16 protein-coding genes are annotated in these 16,402 nt (G+C 64.4%); 7 read left to right on the top strand and 9 right to left on the bottom strand.

What is annotated here, in order from left to right; translation table 11 throughout:
- The first annotated feature begins 18 nt into the window (after positions 1-18).
- The 5 genes from HG549_RS11115 (at position 19) to HG549_RS11095 (ending at position 4,102) form a co-directional block, all read left to right on the top strand.
- A complete protein-coding gene (locus HG549_RS11115) occupies positions 19-1,008 on the top strand; it encodes a YVTN family beta-propeller repeat protein (protein ID WP_170029540.1) in 990 nt (329 codons plus the stop codon).
- The gene (locus HG549_RS11110; RefSeq protein ID WP_170029539.1) at positions 1,005-1,745 is read left to right on the top strand and encodes an ABC transporter ATP-binding protein; all 741 of its coding nucleotides are present in this window, start codon (positions 1,005-1,007) and stop codon (positions 1,743-1,745) included. Before HG549_RS11115 ends, HG549_RS11110 begins: the two co-directional genes overlap by 4 nt.
- On the top strand, positions 1,742-2,533 hold the full coding sequence (locus tag HG549_RS11105; RefSeq protein ID WP_170029538.1) for an ABC transporter permease: 792 nt from the start codon (positions 1,742-1,744) through the stop codon (positions 2,531-2,533). The genes HG549_RS11110 and HG549_RS11105 overlap by 4 nt, the downstream gene beginning before the upstream one ends.
- A gap of 286 nt (positions 2,534-2,819) precedes the next feature.
- Entirely contained in the window at positions 2,820-3,380 is a 561-nt protein-coding gene (locus HG549_RS11100; RefSeq protein ID WP_170029537.1) for a PQQ-dependent catabolism-associated CXXCW motif protein, read from the top strand.
- 56 nt (positions 3,381-3,436) lie between these two features.
- A complete protein-coding gene (locus tag HG549_RS11095; RefSeq protein ID WP_170029536.1) occupies positions 3,437-4,102 on the top strand; it encodes a response regulator transcription factor in 666 nt (221 codons plus the stop codon).
- 6 nt (positions 4,103-4,108) lie between these two features.
- On the opposite strand, the gene HG549_RS11090 is transcribed toward HG549_RS11095, so the two are convergent.
- The 9 genes from HG549_RS11090 to pstS all read right to left on the bottom strand — a co-directional run bounded on the left by HG549_RS11090 (position 4,109) and on the right by pstS (position 14,198).
- Complete coding sequence (locus HG549_RS11090; protein WP_372241553.1) at positions 4,109-6,058, bottom strand: NahK/ErcS family hybrid sensor histidine kinase/response regulator; 1,950 nt, start codon at positions 6,056-6,058, stop codon at positions 4,109-4,111.
- Complete coding sequence (nosP, locus tag HG549_RS11085) at positions 5,988-7,151, bottom strand: nitric oxide-sensing protein NosP (RefSeq protein ID WP_170029534.1); 1,164 nt, start codon at positions 7,149-7,151, stop codon at positions 5,988-5,990. The genes HG549_RS11090 and nosP overlap by 71 nt, the downstream gene beginning before the upstream one ends.
- A gap of 273 nt (positions 7,152-7,424) precedes the next feature.
- Positions 7,425-8,609: a porin gene (locus HG549_RS11080; RefSeq protein WP_170029533.1), complete on the bottom strand. Its 1,185-nt coding sequence runs from the start codon at positions 8,607-8,609 to the stop codon at positions 7,425-7,427.
- 418 nt (positions 8,610-9,027) lie between these two features.
- A complete protein-coding gene (locus tag HG549_RS11075; RefSeq protein WP_170029532.1) occupies positions 9,028-9,654 on the bottom strand; it encodes a hypothetical protein in 627 nt (208 codons plus the stop codon).
- Entirely contained in the window at positions 9,654-10,352 is a 699-nt protein-coding gene (locus HG549_RS11070) for a hypothetical protein (protein ID WP_170029531.1), read from the bottom strand. The genes HG549_RS11075 and HG549_RS11070 overlap by 1 nt, the downstream gene beginning before the upstream one ends.
- Positions 10,353-10,398: 46 nt before the next feature.
- A complete protein-coding gene (gene pstB, locus HG549_RS11065; RefSeq protein ID WP_217858976.1) occupies positions 10,399-11,160 on the bottom strand; it encodes a phosphate ABC transporter ATP-binding protein PstB in 762 nt (253 codons plus the stop codon).
- A 75-nt stretch (positions 11,161-11,235) separates the two neighbouring features.
- Positions 11,236-12,129: a phosphate ABC transporter permease PstA gene (pstA, locus tag HG549_RS11060; protein WP_170029529.1), complete on the bottom strand. Its 894-nt coding sequence runs from the start codon at positions 12,127-12,129 to the stop codon at positions 11,236-11,238.
- Positions 12,129-13,094 (bottom strand): phosphate ABC transporter permease subunit PstC, encoded by a 966-nt coding sequence (pstC, locus tag HG549_RS11055; RefSeq protein ID WP_170029528.1) that lies wholly within the window; start codon positions 13,092-13,094, stop codon positions 12,129-12,131. Before pstC ends, pstA begins: the two co-directional genes overlap by 1 nt.
- A 72-nt stretch (positions 13,095-13,166) precedes the next feature.
- A complete protein-coding gene (gene pstS / locus HG549_RS11050) occupies positions 13,167-14,198 on the bottom strand; it encodes a phosphate ABC transporter substrate-binding protein PstS (RefSeq protein ID WP_170029527.1) in 1,032 nt (343 codons plus the stop codon).
- Between the two features lie 289 nt (positions 14,199-14,487).
- On the opposite strand from pstS, the gene HG549_RS11045 reads away from it, so the two are divergent.
- Together HG549_RS11045 and HG549_RS11040 are read left to right on the top strand one after the other, a co-directional pair.
- Complete coding sequence (locus HG549_RS11045; protein ID WP_170029526.1) at positions 14,488-14,847, top strand: hypothetical protein; 360 nt, start codon at positions 14,488-14,490, stop codon at positions 14,845-14,847.
- A 17-nt stretch (positions 14,848-14,864) separates the two neighbouring features.
- Positions 14,865-16,328 carry an MFS transporter gene (locus tag HG549_RS11040; protein ID WP_170029525.1) on the top strand — a complete coding sequence of 488 codons (1,464 nt, stop codon included), beginning with the start codon at positions 14,865-14,867 and terminating at the stop codon, positions 16,326-16,328.
- The last annotated feature ends 74 nt before the right edge of the window (positions 16,329-16,402 follow it).

Here is a 16,402-nt window from a genome sequence, read left to right as displayed (position 1 = left end):
ACAAAAAAGGATGTCGCCATGCCTCGCCGCCTGTTCCACCGGGCCCTGCTTTACCCCAGCCTGCTGTCGGGTGCCCTGGCGCTTGCCAGCGGCCAGGCCATGGCCGCCACCGCCTGGGTGTCCAACGAGAAGGACAACAGCCTCAGCCTGATCGACCTGCAAACCCTGGAAGTCACCGAGACCCTGCCGGTAGGCCAGCGCCCGCGCGGCCTGCTGCTGTCCCACGACCACAAGCTGCTGTACATCTGCGCCAGCGATTCGGACCGGGTGCAGGTGATGGACGTGGCCACCCGCAAGATCATCAAGGAGCTGCCCTCCGGCAAGGACCCCGAGCAGTTCGCCCTGCACCCCAACGACCGCTGGCTGTACGTGTCCAACGAGGACGATGCGCTGGTAACCGTGATCGACACCCAGACCGACAAGGTGCTCGGGCAGATCGATGTCGGTATCGAGCCTGAAGGCATGGCCGTGAGCCCGGATGGCAAGTGGGCGGTCAACACCAGCGAAACCACCAACATGCTGCACTGGATCGACACCAGCACCCAGACCCTGGCCGAAAGCACCCCGGTCGACCAGCGGCCACGCTTTGTCGAGTTCAGCCAGGACGGCACGCGGCTGTGGGCCTCGGCAGAAATCGGCGGCACCGTGACCATTCTCGACGTGGCCACGCGCCAGGTGCTGAAGACCCTGAATTTCCAGATCAAGGGCGTGCACCCGGACAAGGTCCAGCCGGTGGGGATCAAGCTCAGCGCCGATGGCAAGTACGCCTTCGTCGCCCTGGGCCCCGCCAACCATGTGGCGGTGGTCGATGCCAAGACCTTCGAGGTGCTCGACTACCTGCTGGTGGGGCGACGGGTATGGCAACTGGCGTTCACCCCGGACCAGAGCCAGTTATTGGCCACCAACGGCGTCAGCGGTGACGTGTCGGTGATCGATGCGAAAAACCTCAAGGTGCTCAAGTCGGTGAAGGTCGGCCGCTACCCCTGGGGCGTGGTGGTGACGCCATGAATACGCTGGAAGTCAGTGACGTGAGCTTTGCCTACGGCCAGCGCCAGGCACTCAGGCAGGTCGCGTTCAGCCTGGCGCCCGGGCGCTTCGCCGCGCTGCTGGGCCCGAACGGTGCCGGCAAGTCGACCTTGATCGCCCTGCTCACGCGGCTTTACGACCTGCAGCAGGGCGACATCCGCGTGTGCGGCTGTTCCCTGCGCAATGCCGCACGCCCGGCCTTGCGCCAGTTGGGCGTGGTGTTCCAGCAAAGCACCCTGGACCTGGACCTGAGTGTCGAACAGAACCTGCGCTACCACGCCGCGCTGCATGGCCTGTCGCGGCGCCAGGGCAACCTGCGGGTGGAGGCCGAACTGGCCCGCCAGGGCCTCGATGAGCGCCGCCGCGAGCCAGTCCGGGCATTGAACATCGGCCATCGACGCCGAGTCGAGATTGCCCGTGCGCTGCTGCATGAGCCGCGCCTGCTGTTGCTCGACGAAGCCAGCGTCGGCCTCGACCCGGCCAGCCGCCTGGCGCTCAACCAGCACCTGCGGCTGCTGTGCCGCGAACAACGCCTCAGCGTGTTGTGGACCACCCACCTGCTGGACGAAGTGCAACCCAGCGATGACCTGCTGATCCTGCATCAGGGGCGCCTGGTGGCCAGCGGCACGGCCGCCGCGCTGAGCCAGGCGCACGGCGGCGACCTCGACCACGCCTTCGCCCGCCTGACCAGCGCGCCTTCAGGAGTGAAAGCCCAATGAACGCCTACTGGCAATGCTTCAACGGCATTCTGCTGCGCGAATGCCTGCGCTTTGTCTTGCAGCGCACACGCTTTCTCAGCGCCCTGGTGCGCCCGCTGTTGTGGCTGCTGGTGTTCGCCGCCGGGTTTCGCGCGGCCCTGGGCATTGCGATCATCGAACCCTACGACACCTATATCCCCTACGAGGTGTACATCATCCCCGGCCTGGCCTGCATGATCCTGTTGTTCAACGGCATGCAGGGCTCGCTGTCGATGGTCTATGACCGCGAGATGGGCAGCATGCGCGTGCTGCTGACCAGCCCGTTGCCACGGCCGTTCCTGCTTGGCAGCAAGCTGTTGGCCACCTCGTTGATTTCCTTGCTGCAGGTGTACGCCTTCCTGGCCATTGCCTGGCTGTACGGCGTGCAACCACCGGCCGCTGGCCTGCTGCTGGCGTTACCGGCGCTGTTGTTGGTGGCACTGATGCTCAGCGCCCTGGGGCTGTTGCTGTCGAACGCGATCCGCCAGCTGGAGAACTTTGCTGGGGTGATGAATTTCGTGATTTTCCCGCTGTTCTTCCTGTCTTCGGCGCTGTACCCGCTGTGGAAGATGCAGGAGGCCAGCCAGTGGTTGTACTGGCTATGTGCAGTCAACCCGTTCACCCATGCGGTGGAACTGGTGCGCTTTGCGCTGTACGAGCGACTGAACCTGCTGGCACTGGCGGTGTGCCTGGGCTTGACCGCGCTGTTCAGCCTGCTGGCGATCCTCACCTTCAACCCCCAGCACGCGGCCCTGCGCAAGCCTCGCTGATCTACCCCGCATGGGAACGCGCTTTTGTAGGAGCGGCCTTGTGTCGCGATCGGGCTGCAGCGCAGCCCCGGCGGTATCTGCGGCGCAGCTGCAATCGTGGGGCTGCGCTGCAGCCCGATCGCGACACGAGGCCGCTCCTACAGGGGTGCATCCATCCGAAAATCGGCGCAACCCTCAACGCGCCAGGCCATCTACTACTTTAGTACTGCCTTTGCTATCTGATCGTCGCATTCACAATGCACCGCCGCTGGCATGTAATGGGCCTATAACAAAAAGGATAACCCCCATGCCACGTGCCCTGCCCCGGCTGCCGCGCCCCTTGCTGGTGGCCTTTTCGCTGAGTTTGTCGCTGGGCATCGCCCAGGCCGGCACGGAACCGTTGTTTTCCGCCGACGGTTATCGCACCAGCATCTACCGCAGCCCGACCCCGCAGCAGGTCGACGGCGCCCAGGTGATCGACACCGCCACGCTGCAAGGGCTGCTGAAGCAGACCCCTGCCCCGGTCCTGATCGACGTCTATCGGCGCCAATGGCTGCAAGGCCGCTTCATCGAAGACCAACCGCACAGCAACATCCCCGGCAGCCGCTGGCTGGCCAACACCGGCGACGGCGAGCTGAGCGCGGCCTGGCAAGGCTACTTCGCCCGCCACCTGCAAGACGCCACCGCCGGGCGCAGGCAGCAACCGCTGGTGTTCTACTGCCGCTCGGATTGCTGGCTGAGCTGGAACGCGGTAAAACGCGCGAAGGCCTTGGGCTATAACAACCTGTACTGGTATCGCGACGGCCTGGACGCTTGGCAGCAGGCCAATCTGCCACTCGCCCCCGCGCAACCGGAACCCTTCCCCTGAATTCGCTTGGCGAATGCGTGCCCCGCTCCATCCCATAAAAACGAGGTGAAAAGGCCATGTACAAAATTCTGATTGCCGACGATCACCCGCTGTTTCGCGAAGCTATCCACAATGTCATCAGCGACGGGTTCCAGGGCAGCGAAGTCATGGAAACTGCCGACCTGGACAGTGCCCTGGCGCTGACCCGCGAGCACGATGACCTCGACCTGATCCTGCTCGACCTGAACATGCCTGGCATGCACGGCCTCAACGGCCTGATCACCCTGCGCAACGAGGCCCCCACCACACCGGTGGTGATCGTCTCGGCCGAGCAGGAAAAGCAGATCGTGCTGCAGGCCATCACCTACGGTGCGGTGGGGTTCATCACCAAGTCGTCGCCACGCTCGCAGATGATCGACGCCATCGAGCAGATCCTCAACGGCAATGTCTACCTGCCGCCGGATATCATCCGCGCCCAGAAAAGCAGCACCAGCCGGCGCCTGAACGATACCCCGAGCTTCCCGCCGGAAATGCTCCAGGCGCTGACCCGCAAGCAACTGCTGGTGCTCGAACGCATGACCAAGGGCGAGTCGAACAAACAGATCGCCTACACCCTGGACATCGCCGAAACCACGGTCAAGGCCCACGTTTCGGCGATCCTGCGCAAACTCAACGTGCACAACCGGGTGCAGGCCATCCTCAGCGCCGGCGATATCGACTTCGGCGATTACCTGCGCCGCTGAGCGGGGCTATGCGCGCGGCGCTGGCTGGCTGCTGGCAAGCAGGTGGCTCATCGCCGTTTTCAGCTTCATTGGCCGCACCGGCTTGTGCATCAGGGTGTGGCCGAGCTCGCGGATCTGTTGCTTGAGCTCGTTGCTGTAGTTGGCGGTGATCATCAACGCCGGTAGCGGCTGGGTGCGGCGGGCGTTGATCCGCGCCACCGCATCGACACCATTGCAGTCGTTGTCCAGGTGGTAGTCGGCAATCAGCAGGTCGGCTTCGGCGTGGTAGTTGTCCACCTGGCGCGCCAGGTCCTCTTCCGACAAGGCGGTGACCACGCGGCAGCCCCAGCCCTCCAGCAGCGTGCGCATGCCGGCGCAAATCGCGGCATCGTTATCCAGCACCCACACCCGCGCGCCGCGCAGGCGTTCCAGCATCGGTTCGCTGATCGCCAGGCTTGGCTGGGCCTTGGGCGCAGTGCTGCTCAGTGGTACCTCCACGGCAAACACCGAGCCTTTGCCCAGCCAGGAACGCACCCGGATGCGGTGGCCGAGGATCCCGGCGATCTTCTCCACGATCGCCAGGCCCAGGCCCAGGCCGCGGTCCTGTTGCGGGCGCTGCACATCGCCGCGCCGAAACTCCTGGAACATTTCCTCCAGGTGCTCCTCGGCAATGCCGATGCCGCTGTCCCACACCTCGATGCGCAGGCCGCCGCGCAGGCGCCGGCAGCCCAGCACCACACGCCCACGCGGGGTATAGCGAATGGCGTTGCTGAGCAGGTTGCGCAGGATCCGCGCCAGCAGCTGGATATCACTGCGCACCACGGCCGAACAGCCGACGAAATGCAGCTCCAGCCCTTCGCTGCGGGCCACCTGGGCATACTCGGCGGCAAGGTTGTCCATCAGTTCGCCAAGGGCGAAGGGTGCGACGTCGGCCTTGATCACCCCGGCATCGAGCTTGGAAATATCCACCAGGGTGCCTAGCAGGTTCTCCACATCCTCCAGCGAATTGCTGACGTTGCGTACCAGCTGGGTGCTGTCTTGCGGTTCGCGGCTTTCGAGCAGCGCACTGGTGAACAGCCGCGCCGCGTTCAACGGTTGCAGCAGGTCATGGCTGACCGCCGCGAGGAACTTGGTCTTCGACAGGTTGGCCTGTTCGGCCTCGCGCTTGGCCTCGCGCAGGCGCGCTTCGGCGCGGCTGCGCTCCTCGATCTCGCGCAACAGTTGCTCATTGAGGCTGGTCAGCTCTGCCGTGCGTTCGCGTACCCGTTGTTCGAGGTGCTGGTAGGCCTGGTGCAGCGCCTGCGCTGTATTGCGCCGCTCGGTGATGTCACGGATCAGCACGAAGATGCCGGCGACCTCGCCATTGGCCAGGCGGTTCGGGACATAGGAACGCAGCATGTAGCGCTCCTGCCCGCTGCTGTTGGTTTCAGCGAATTCGAAGGTGACGCTCTCGCCGGCCAGCGCACGTGCCACGTAGGCTTCCAGGCGCTGGTAATGCTGTTCGCTGTGGGCCTCGCGCAGGCGCTGGCCGAGCATCACGCCAGGGGGCCAGCAGTACCATTCTTCGTAGACCTTGTTGGTGAATTCGTAGACCAGGTCGGCGTTGAGGTAGGCGATCAACGCCGGGACATTGTCGGTAATCAGGCGGATCTGGTGCTGGTGGGCAGTCTCGGCCCGCTGCCGGGCTTCGCTGAGCAGGCGGTTGACGGCCTTGAGCTCGGCCATTGCCTGGTTCAGGGCATCGGTGCGTTCGCGCACCTGCTCGGCCAGCACCACCGAGTGCTGAAACGCCGCGTAAGGGTCGTTGCCACGCGTCACACCGGACTCGACGCGCTCGATCAGGGCGCCGTTGATACGCTGCAGCTTATGGTTTTCATGTCGCAGCCGGGTGATTTCCAGCTGCAGGTCAGCGATTGACGGGAGGCCGGTTGCGGGCAATGGCGACGCCGGTGAAGGTCTGGTTGATGTGCATGCCATTGAACTGTTCTCCGTAGGTGTTGAAGCCGATCACCCGCTGCTCGCGCAGGAACGCGCCGATCGGCTCCAGGCCGTGTTGGCCTTCCAGTTCCAGCCGCCGCAGAAAGCAATCGCAACCGATGGTCAGCAACAGTGGGCCGAGATGCTGCTGCAAGCCGTCGAACAGCTGCTGCAGGTTGGGCAACAACGGCCCGGGGGTCATGGCGGTGAGCACGATGCCGTTCTCCACCGCACAGTAGAAGCTCAGGCTCTGGTCCGGGTGCACTTGCTGGATCGCCCGCACGTAATACTGGTCATGGATACGCACGGCCAGCGGGTGGGCGGCGAATACCTGGTGGTCGAGGTCGGCCACCGGCACGCCGATGTGCCGGGCGTACTCCTCGGCGGCCGGCTCGGCATTCAGTTCGAAGACCCGGCGCAAGGCACTGTCGGCACCGGTGACCACCAGCTTTTCCTGGCGTGGCAGGATGTGGTGGGTGGTGAACACCTCGAAGTCGAGCCAGGTATTGACCAGCACCACCACCGCCGCGCCGTTATGGAACGCGCCGCCGAAGTACACGTGGGTGCGGGTCAGGTAATTGTCGTCGCCGGCCGAACCGCCAAAATGCGGAATATCCCCGAGGGCGGCGCTGAGCGCCGCCAGCACCATCTCCTCGCGGCTGGACAGGCCGTCGAGCAGGGTCAGGGCAAAGCTGTGGCCCTTGATCGGCGCCAAGGTGTTGCTGCGGCAGGTGCCGACCAGGCGCTCGACCATTTGCTGGGCATCGATCAGGCTGAAGTGCTCCATCTCGTCGATCAGCTCGGTGGCGATGGAGAAATGCCGATGATCGAAGCCCACCGCCGTGATGCAGTTACGGCCGTAGCCCAGCGGGGTGATCTCGCCGGCGCTGGTGCAACCGACCAGGCGGATGCCGCCAAAGCCCTGCTCCAGGGCTTCGCCCAGGACCTGCAGGTCGTATTCGGCGGAGCAGAAGAACAGCACGAAGCCCAGGTGCGGGTGCAGCAGCTGCGCCGCCAGCTCCTCGGCCGCCAGCCGGGCGTCGGTAGCCTGGGACATGGCGCTGACCACACCGTCGTTGTGAGCCTGCTGCATCCTGGTCTCCGGCGCGGGTTGGCTGAGCAAAGAGTGTACGAAGGCGATCATTGGCGACGAATGCTACTTGGGTAGCGGGTGGGCAGTTCCATGGATGTAAAACGCCCCGTCAGTCGGGGCCGCCTTGCCGCCCATCGCCGGCAAGCCGGCTCCCGCACCGACTGCATCGGCCGCAAGTCCTGTGCAGTAGCTGCGAGCTGGCTTGCCGCGATGGGCTGCGCAGCAGCCCCCGGCCACGGTGCGATGCGCACACCGCAGCTGGAGACTGGGCCATTACCAGGTCAACACCGCCCCCACTGCGAAGGTATCGGTGTCTTCGTCCTGCGCACTGGTTTCATGCCCATCGATGGAAAACTGGTTGTATTCGGCAACCAGCTTGAGGTTGTCATTGATGTCGTGGAACAGCGCGATGCCACGGGTTTCATAATCCGCACCACTGTCGACCGCGCCGTTGCCATCGTCCTTGGTCTTGCCATAGGACAGCGCCACGCGGTTCTTGCCGAACTTGTACGAGCCCTGCAGCAGGTAGCCGTCACTGTCGACATTGCGCAGGGTCGGTTCGCCAGCGTTGTTGGTGAAGAACGGGTTGATGCCCTTGGCCTGGAACCCCGAACCGGTCAGCGACAGCCCGCCCATCTTCGCCTGCACGCCATAGCCGACACCTTTGGAGGTGACCGACTGCACCGCCGGGTCGGTGTTGTCGGAGGTCTGGTAGCTGCCGTTGAGCCAGCTGTAGATCTGCGCCCCGCCCAGGTCGAACTGGTAGGTGATCTCGCTTTCGGTGCGCGGGTTTTCCTGGTAGGCCTTGCCGGTCGGGCTGCTGTCGTTGGTGTCCACCGGGTCCATGATGCCGACTGCCACTCGCAGGCCGTCCATCACCGGGGTGCGGTAGGTGATCTGCGAGGTGGGGAACGGGTATGGGTAGCCGCTGCCGATGTTGCCGAACGATACCCCGCCGCCGTCCACCAGGCCCAGGGTATCGCTGACCTGGCCATAACCGGCCAGCAGTTCGTCGAGCAGGATGTTGGAGCGGGCGAACAGGCCGAAATCCTTGCCGATCAGCACCTCGCCCCATTCCGGGTTGGCCACGGTGCCGTAGAACTGGCGCACGTCGATGGCGGTGTCGGTGCCGTTGGTTTCGCTGTCGTTGATGGTCACCCAGAACGAGGCGCGCGCGCCGAGCTTGAGGTCATCCACCTGCTTGCCCATGTTGAAGCCCAGGTAGTTGGGCAGGAAGCCCATCTTCACCCGCGACTGGCGGCGGTCGTACTGCTCACCCTCGCGATCGACATCGCTGTTGACGTAGAAGGCGTTGATATAGCCGTCGGTGGAAAACGTCGTCTGGTCCTTGTCGTACAGCATGATCTCGGCCTCGGCGACACTGCTCAGGCAAAGGCTCGACAGGCTGACGGTGACAGCCGCCAGCAAACGGGGGGACAGATTCTTATTGTTGTACATGGCGCGCTCCGAAACGGGGACGGGATGTCGGAGGCGATTATCAGAAGCGGGCAAAGGGCCAGAAACGCTGCTTTGGAGCGGGCTGGCGGGTGCTTTGGGCCGGCGTGTGGGGTGCGACCATTCGGGCCCGCTACCGGGTTGGGCCGGGAGGCGAGACTTAGGGTTTAGGCATTAATGGCAGGCAGGTACCACTACAAAAAGCCCGCCTTCGACCTGACGCCGTACCTGTAGGCGGCTTCAGCCGCGATCACCGGCACCGCCGGTGCCAACCACCGCGTCGCCTGCTTCGCGGATAAATCCGCTCCTACGCACTGAGGGTGCGCAGTTCACACACGGCTTCGACCTGACGCCGTACCTGTAGGAGCGGCTTCAGCCGCGATCACCGACACGGCCGGTGCCAACCACCGCGTCGCCCACCTCACAATCCGAGCGCAATCGCGTCGTTTCGCGAAGCCAGCGCTTGCGGGCGCAGCCGCACCGGCATCTCATAGCGGTGCGGTTGCTGCCAGGCCAGCTGGGCCTGTACATCGACAGCCGCGTCCTTGACCTTCTGCGCCCACTGTTCATCCTGCGGGCACACCACCAGCACACGGAAACCGTGGTCGACACCTTCCAGCCGCACCCCCTCGGAATCATCCACATGCAGATCGATGTCGAAAGCCGACGGCAGCTTCGAAGGTGCATGGCCCAGCCCGTTCCTGGCCAGGGCATGCTGGTGGCGGTCACTGTTGACCACGCCGTCGACGCGGATGCCGTAGAGCATCAGCCAACGGCGAATGTACGACGGTGTGCGCCCCGACGAGGTGTAGATCCAGATGCTGCAGCCCTGGCGGCGCAGGTCGCGGATCAGCGCGCGCGTGCCACTGCGCAGGGGTTCGCCCAACCAGCGGTGGACAAAGGCCGGCAGCTTGCTGTGTTCGGCGGCGGCGTGGTCAGCCTGGCAGGCGAGCGTGTCGTCGATGTCGAACGAAATGCGCACCTTTGGCCGGTTGAATCGGCGCTCGACGGCCTGCCAGCCACGCTGCAGCAGTGAAGACCCGTGCATCAGTGGCACCTCTCGCAGGCAGGCACAGGCATGCCGCCCAGGAAGAACTGGCCCGGTTCAGGCGCCTTCGCTTCGAGGAAGGCGGCGTATTTCTTCTTGATCTTGGGTAGTTCGTACAAGGCCTTGACACCGTGTTTGGCGGAATTGCGGATGACCGAGGATGGGTTGAAGTAGCCCTCGGCGTTGTCCAGCGACAGCACGAAGGGCGGCAGCCCGGCGCGCATCAGCAGGTAGCTGACGATCAGCGACCCGGTGCGGTTGTTGCCTTCGATGAACAGCTGCGGCTTGCTGAGGATGCGCACGTAGACACCGGCGGCCCGCTTCCAGATCGAGTCACTGCGGTATGCCCAGTACCAGTTGTACAAATCCTTGATGCCGCCTTCGACGTTGTTGAAGAAGCGCGCCTCGGTCGCGGCAAGATGCGCGGCGAACTCCAGGCGGCGGGCCGGATCGCTGCCGCACAGCACGGTGGCATTGATCTCCAGCATCAGGTTCAACTGCTGCAGGTCGAAAAGGTCGATGCCACGTGCGACATAGTCATCAATCAGGGCATAGCCCTCGACCACATTCAGCAGCACCTCGTCGGTGAACGGGTCGCGCGGTTCGGTGAATCGCTCGCTGAGTTCGGCAAAACGGGCCTGCACCTCACGCAGTGCGCGCTCTACCGCTGACAGATCAAGACGACGCTTCGCTGGCATTGGAAACCCCGGGTAACACTTCAACGGAAGACGACGCGACCAGGGCTCAACTGAACTTGCCGCTGATGTAGTCGGCGGTCAGTTGCTCGCGCGGGTTCTGGAAGATCTGCGTGGTCGGGCCCATTTCAACCAGGTAGCCGGTGCGGGTGCCCTGGGAAATGTCCACCGAAAAGAACGCGGTTTCATCAGCCACACGGATCGCCTGCTGCATGTTGTGGGTGACCAGCGCGATGGTGTAGTCCTTCTTTAGTTCCACCATCAGTTCTTCCACCCGGCGGGTGGCGATGGGGTCGAGCGCCGAACACGGCTCGTCCAGCAGCAGCACTTCCGGCTCGGTGGCGATGGCGCGGGCGATGCACAGGCGCTGCTGCTGGCCGCCGGACAGCGACAGGCCGCTGACCTTGAGCTTGTCCTTGACTTCGTCCCACAACGCAGCGCCCTGCAGGGCATGCTTGACGCGGTCGCCGATGTCGCCCTTGTAGCGGTTCAGGCGCAGGCCGAAGGCGACGTTGTCGAAGATGCTCATCGAGAACGGGTTGGGCTGCTGGAACACCATGCCGATGTAACGGCGCACCACGACCGGGTCGACCCCCTTGCCATAGACATCCTGGCCGAGGAAGTGCACGTGGCCTTCGAAGCGGAAGCCCTTGACCAGGTCGTTCATGCGGTTGAGGCTGCGCAGCACGGTACTCTTGCCGCAGCCGGACGGGCCGATGAAGCCGGTGATCTGGTTCTTGCGGATCGGTACGTGGCTGTCGCGCACGGCCATGAAATTGCCGTAGAAGATCTTGTCCAGCTTGCAATCCATGACGATGGGGGCTTCGCTGACCACGGGAGCGGCTTTTTGCGCAGTGGATACGTTCAAGGTCGAATGCTCCCTTTCTCAGTACTTGGGCTTGCCGAAAACTCGGCTCAGAATGTTGATTACCAGCACGATCATCACCAGTACCAGCGAGGCCGCCCAGGCGAGCTCGAGCTGGTTGTCGAATGGCATGCCGGAGAAGTTGTAGATCAGCACGGCCAGCGAGGCTGTCGGGTTCATCACGGCCAGGTCGCCGTCATGCAGGATCCAGTAGTTGCTGAACAACGCGGTGAACAACAGCGGCGCCGTTTCGCCAGCGGCACGCGCCACGGCCAGCATGACGCCGGTGAGAATGGCCGGCAGGCCGGTGGGCAGGACGATTTTCCAGATCACCTGGGCCCGGGTGCAGCCCATGCCATAGGCGGCATCCTTCATGATCTTGGGCACCATCTTCATCGACTCTTCCGCAGTCAGCACGACGATGGGCAGCATCAGTACCGCCAGGGCCACGCCGCCTGCCGGCGCCGAGTAGGTGCCGGTGGTCATCACCACCAGGGCGTAGGCGAACACCCCGGCCAGGATCGATGGCAGGCCGGTGAGCATCCTGGCGGCGAAGCGCGCAGCATTGGCCAGCTTGCTGTCCGGGCCGAGTTCAGCCAGGAACACCGCGGCCAGAATACCGACCGGCACGGCGATGGCCGCAGCAATACCGACCATGACGAAGGTGCCGACCATGGCGTTGCCGAAGCCCCCGCCCATCTCGAAGCCGGTGGGCGGCAGCTCGGTGAACACCTCCAGGTTGAGGCGTGCACCACCGCGGGTGATCAGCATGTACAGCACCGAAACCAGCGGCACACTGGCCACCAGCGCCGCGCACCAGGCCAGCGTGGTCAGCACCAGGCTGCGCAGGGAACGGCCTTCCAGCTTGCGCTGCAGGCTGGGCAGAGCCTTGGTCGGGGAAGTCAGGTCGGTCATCATTTGTTACCCCGCTGCGCGTAGAGCATGATCATCGAGCCGAGTACGTTCACCAGCAGGGTGATGAACATCAGTACCAGCGCGGCGTACATCAGTACCTCGACCTCGTTCGGGCCGGCCTCCGGGAAGTTCAGGGCCAGCAGCGCGGCCAGGGTGTTGGCCGGGGCGAACAAGGACACGGAAATGGTATTGGCATTGCCCACCAGCATCGCCAGGGCCATGGTTTCGCCCAGCGCCCGGCCGAGGCCGAGCACCAGCGAACCGAAGATGCCGGTGGCCGCGGACGGCACCATGACCTTGAGGATCGCCTCCCAGTGGGTGGCGCCCAGGCCGTAGGCCGCCTGCTTGGTTTTCATCGGCACGCTGGTCAGCGCATCCTGCGAAACGGCGGCGATGGTCGGCAGAATCATGATGGCCAGCACCAGCGCGGCAGGCAGGAGCCCGGGCCCGCTCAGGGACGTGCCAAAAAACGGAATCCAGCCCAGTTCGCTGTTCAGCCAGGCGGTCAGCGGGCGGATGGCCGGGATCACCACGTAGATGCCCCACAGGCCGTAGACGACGCTGGGGATGGCAGCGAGCAACTCGACAATGGTGCGAAAGACTGCCGCCAGCTTGGCCGGCAGGAAGTCCTGGGTGAGGAAAATGGCCATGCTGATGCCGAAGAAACCGGCGATCAACAGGGCGATCAGGGCGCTGTACAGCGTGCCCCAGATTGCCGGCAGAATGCCGTACTTGCCTTGGTTGACGTCCCAGACGCTGCCGAACAACACATCGAAACCGTGCTTCTCGATACCTGGCAGGGCCTTGCGGCCCACTTCGTAGACCAGCGCGAAGACCAGCGCCAGGACCAGTACCACACCGATGCGTGCCAGCGCACGGAAGGTGCGATCCACCAGGAAGTCTTTCGCAGACGGCGGCTGGCATGCGGAGTGGGGGTTATCCGGGATGGCGAAAGGTGAGTTCATGGGCAAGTTCCGGGACAGGGGGCAAACACCCCCGGCATGGCCACAGGACCGCACCGGGAGCGCCCGAGGGCATTACTGGATGTTGGCGGATGCTTTGCGAACCTGGTCGACCACCGATTGCGGCAGCGGGATGTAGCCCATCGAATCGGCAATCTTCTGCCCTTCGGTCAGGCTGTACTCGACCATGTCGCGCATGGCCTTGGCCTTGGCCGGGTTGCCGTTGTCCTTGCGGAAGATCATCCAGGTGTACGAGGTGATCGGGTAGGACTTGGCACCGTCCGGGTCAGGCAGCCAGGCCACCAGGTTTTCCGGCATGTTCACCGCAGCCAGCGCCTCGGCACCGCTTTCGGCGTTCGGTACCACGTATTGGCCGGCCTTGTTCTGCAGCTGGGCGAAGTCGACCTTGGCCAGCTTGGCGAAGCCGTATTCGATGTAGCCGATGGCACCTGGGGTCTGGCGCACGGTGGCGGTTACCCCGTCGTTCTTCGGCGACTTGATGAACTTGTCGCTGGCAGGCCAGTTGACGGTGTTGCCCTCGCCCAGCGCTTGCTTGAAGTCAGCGTTGATCGCCGACAGGTGCTTGGTGAAGACCGCCGTGGTACCGCTGGAGTCGGCACGCACGACCACGGTAATCGGGGTGGCTGGCAGCTTCAGGTCGGGGTTGGCCGCGACGATCTGCGGGTCGTTCCACTGGGTGATCTTGCCGAGGAAGATGTTCGAGTAGACGTCGCGCGGCAGCTTCAGCCCTTTCGGGTTGCCCGGCAGGTTGTACGCCAGGACGATTTCACCGGCGGTCATTGGCAGCAACTGCACACCCTCGCCGACCTTGGCGATCTCTTCAGCCTTCATGGCCGAGTCGCTGGCGGCAAAATCGACAGTCTTGTTCAGAAAATCCTGAACACCCGCCCCGCTCCCCTTGGACTGGTAATCAACGGTGACGCCGTCGGTTTCCTTGCTGAAGGCCTTGAACCAGGTCAGGTAGATCGGTGCAGGGAAGCTGGCGCCAGACCCGGTCAGGCGTACGTTCTCTGCAGCGAAGGCGGCCGAAGTGGCGCAGACAGAAACGGCAACGGCAAGTGCAGCAGACTTCATCAGGCGTATCATCGAAAAGCGCTCCGTGTGATGGCCGGCACACTTTGCAGCAGCAATGTTACAGCTTTGTGACCGATGAATGGCATGCCGCGGGATAGAGCCGCCCGGCCGCGCCATCACGGCGCACCCCGGCTCTCGGAGGCGACGACGCATGCAAAAGCGTCTGGCCCAACGTTAACGGCCTGACATGTCGATTGCATGACCATGCGAATGGCCCTGGCGCCCGTCCGTCGCCAGCGCGGCACCCGTGCACCGGTTACCGGCCGAACAGTGGGTAACCCACTGGAAAAGGAGATTCACCATGCAACCGACAACACTTCGATCGCTGCTGCTCGCCCTGTGCCTGGGCACCGGCGCGCCCCTGGCGCTGGCCGCCACCGACATCATCGACCAGCCCGCCCCGGGCAGCCAGCCCCACGATAATGGCCACATGAACGGCCAAGGGGGAGCGAGCGGCTCGGGCACCCCGGCGGACGGCATGGGTACGGGCACGGGCGGCACGGATGACAATGGCACCGACAGCACCGGCGGCGATGGCACCACCGAGGGTTCGGGTAGCGGTAGCGGCACGGGTACCGGTTCCGGCAGTGGCAGCGGGGCCGGAAGCGGCAGCAGCGGTTCGGGCGGCGCGGGTGGCAGTGGCGCAGGTTCGGGAAGCTGAGGCACTGGGTACCTGGCGTGACGACACCTTCCGACGCTGGCTCGGCGCAGGTGCGCCTGCATAGCACCGACATCCCCGCCCGCCTCGACCGGCTGCCCTGGACGCGTTTTCATACGCTGCTGGTGCTGGCGCTGGGTATCACCTGGCTGCTCGATGGCCTTGAAGTCACCTTGGCTGGTTCGCTGTCAGGGGCCCTCAAGGACAGCCCGGCCCTGGCCATGAGCACCACCGACATCGGCCTGGCCGGCGCAGCCTACGTCGCCGGCGCAGTGTCTGGCGCGTTGTTGTTCGGTTGGTTGACCGACCGCCTGGGGCGACGCAGGCTGTTCTTCATCACCTTGTGCCTGTACATCGGCGCCACGGCGGCCACGGCATTTTCCTGGAACCTGTGGAGCTTCCTGGTGTTCCGTTTCCTCACGGGTGCCGGGATCGGCGGCGAGTACACCGCGATCAACTCGACCATCCAGGAATTTACCCCGGCGCGTTACCGCGGCTGGGTCGACCTGACCATCAACGGCACCTTCTGGATCGGCGCGGCGTTGGGCGCGGTGGGTGCGGTGGTGCTGCTCGACCCGGCCGTGGCAGGTGGCGAGCTGGGCTGGCGCCTGTGCTTTGGCATTGGCGCAGGGCTCGGCCTGGTCATCCTGCTGATGCGCCTGTGGATACCGGAAAGCCCGCGCTGGCTGATGATTCACAACCAGCCGGAGGCAGCCGAACGCATCGTTGCCGGCATCGAACGCCATTACCGGCAACGCGGCATTGCCCTACCGCCGTTGCAGGGGCCTGCACTGCGCTTGCGCGGGCGTGACCATACGCCGCTGCGCGAAGTCTTCCACAGCCTGTTCATCCTGCATCGGCGCCGGGCGCTGGTAGGCCTGACCTTGCTCACCGCCCAGGCCTTCTTCTATAACGCGATCTTCTTCACCTACGCGTTGGTGCTCACCGACTTCTATGGCGTGCCGTCGGCACAGGTGGGCTGGTACGTGTTGCCCTTCGCCCTGGGCAACTTCTGCGGGCCATTGCTGCTCGGCCGGCTGTTCGACCTGGTAGGCCGACGCATCATGATCAGCGTGACCTATCTGGTGTCCGGCCTGCTGTTGGCGGCCAGCGGTTACCTGTTCCAGCAACAGCTGCTCGATGTGCTGCAGCAGACCCTTGCCTGGATGGTGATTTTCTTCTTCGCCTCGGCTGCGGCCAGCTCAGCCTACCTGACGGTGGCAGAAACCTTCCCGTTGGAGATCCGTGCACTGGCCATTGCCGTGTTCTATGCCTTTGGCACAGGCCTCGGCGGCCTCATCGGGCCCACCCTGTTCGGCGCGTTGATCGCATCGGGTGAGCGCCTGAACGTGCTGTATGGCTACCTGCTCGGCGCGGCGCTGATGGTCATCGCCGCGCTCACCCAGGCGGTGTGGGGCGTGGCAGCCGAGCGCCGTCCGCTCGAGCACGTGGCCAGGCCGCTGTCGCAGGTCAGCGACACCTGACCCAAGCCGGCCGGGCCAGGGCACCGCTCGTCCATTGCCCGGCACTCTGCGCTTGCACAGGGTTCAACCGTGCA

It is taken from the genome of Pseudomonas sp. SK, assembly GCF_012975065.1.
Classification (GTDB): Bacteria; Pseudomonadota; Gammaproteobacteria; order Pseudomonadales; family Pseudomonadaceae; genus Aquipseudomonas; species Aquipseudomonas anuradhapurensis.
The sequence above is the reverse complement of the archived record's forward strand: the minus strand, read 5'-3'. Positions and strand labels throughout refer to the sequence as shown.